Consider the following 1,338-nt stretch of genomic DNA (forward strand, 5'->3'; position numbering starts at 1 on the left):
CAGCGCGAAGCACTGCTGCTGTCATACGTCGGGGGATATTCTCAGAGCGAGATCGCCGCACTGTGGGATCGCCCCTGGGGACGATCAAAACAAGGATGCGCGACGGCTGNTCGCGCCTGAGGCAGGAGATGGGGGTGACGTCATGAACGACCGCGAGAGCCGAGACATCGGAGCCGACGAGTTCGCCGAACTCTCGGCAGGACACGCGCTGAACGCGTTGTCGATCGACGACGAGCGCGCCTATCGGGCTGCCCTGGCCGCACACGCCGAGTGGGATGGGATTGCCCGCCTCGACGCCGCCACCGTCGACGCGTTGGCCGACGGCATTCCGCCCGTCGCTCCGCCGCTCGACCTCCGCTCACGGCTGATGCGCGCGATCGACGCCGAGGCGCCGTCGCCGGAGGCGGATGCCGCGGCATCCGCCGATACAGACGAGAACCACGCCGAGGCCGATGCGGTTGCTCCGCCGACAGAGGTCGTGCAGGCCGTGCAGCGTCGGAACTGGACCCGAGGCCTCTTTGCCCTCGTCGCCTCGGTCGCGCTGCTCGTCGCGATTGGATGGGGCACGGGAGCGGTGACGAACCTGTGGCGCACCCCGGCCGCCGTGACCGCACTGGAGCAGATCCAGTCGGCGCCCGACGCCTCGTCGGCTCAGGTGAGCTTCCAGGGTGGCGAAGCCACGGCCCACTGGTCGTCCAGCGTCGGCAAAGTGGTGCTTGTCGCCGACGGCTTGCCCGAGCTTCCGAGCGATCGCACTTTCGAGCTATGGTTCGTGCGCGGCAGCCAGCCGATCGCGGCAGGAACCTTCGACGCCTCCGGCTCGGCGGCGACGGCCGAGCTCAGCGGAAAGATGGAGCCCGGCGACACGATCGCCGTGACGATCGAGCAGGCCGGCGGCTCTCCCGACGGCAACCCGACGACGAAGCCCATCATCGCCATCCCGACCAACGCCTGAGCCCGCCGCGTCGGCCGCCGGTAGCCTGGAAGGATGAGCGACGAGCCCCGGGACTACCACCGTCCCGTCCACCGTCCCGCCGACACGTTCGACCGTCGCTTCGGCTCCACCGATCCGGCCGACGTGTCGCGGATCGCGCACGCGACGGCATCCGCTCTGATCACCCGGGTGCGGGATGAGCCCACGGACGCCATCGTTGAGCGGCTCATCACATTCACCGACGCCCACGGCCTCGAGACGGTTGCGGAGCTGTGGTCGCACTCGCCGGCCAAGTCGCTTCCGGGCACGCTGTGGCGCCTCTACCTGCTGCAGCTGATGGTGCGTGATGACGCCGCAACCGCCGCCCTGCTCTACGAGCGGGGGAAGACAGTGCTGCGCTCGGT

1 protein-coding gene and 2 pseudogenes are annotated in these 1,338 nt (G+C 69.4%); all 3 read left to right on the forward strand.

Annotated elements, in window-relative coordinates:
* A pseudogene (locus I5I_RS17400) lies at positions 1-146 on the forward strand (sigma factor-like helix-turn-helix DNA-binding protein); the annotation flags it as partial.
* Entirely contained in the window at positions 143-955 is an 813-nt protein-coding gene (locus I5I_RS02290; protein WP_051039437.1) for an anti-sigma factor, read from the forward strand. The pseudogene I5I_RS17400 and the gene I5I_RS02290, both read left to right, overlap by 4 nt.
* Positions 956-988: 33 nt before the next feature.
* Positions 989-1,338, forward strand: a pseudogene (locus I5I_RS02295) (DNA-directed RNA polymerase subunit beta); the annotation flags it as partial.

The sequence above is a fragment of the Microbacterium sp. B24 genome (assembly GCF_000333415.1).
Lineage (GTDB): Bacteria > Actinomycetota > Actinomycetes > Actinomycetales > Microbacteriaceae > Microbacterium.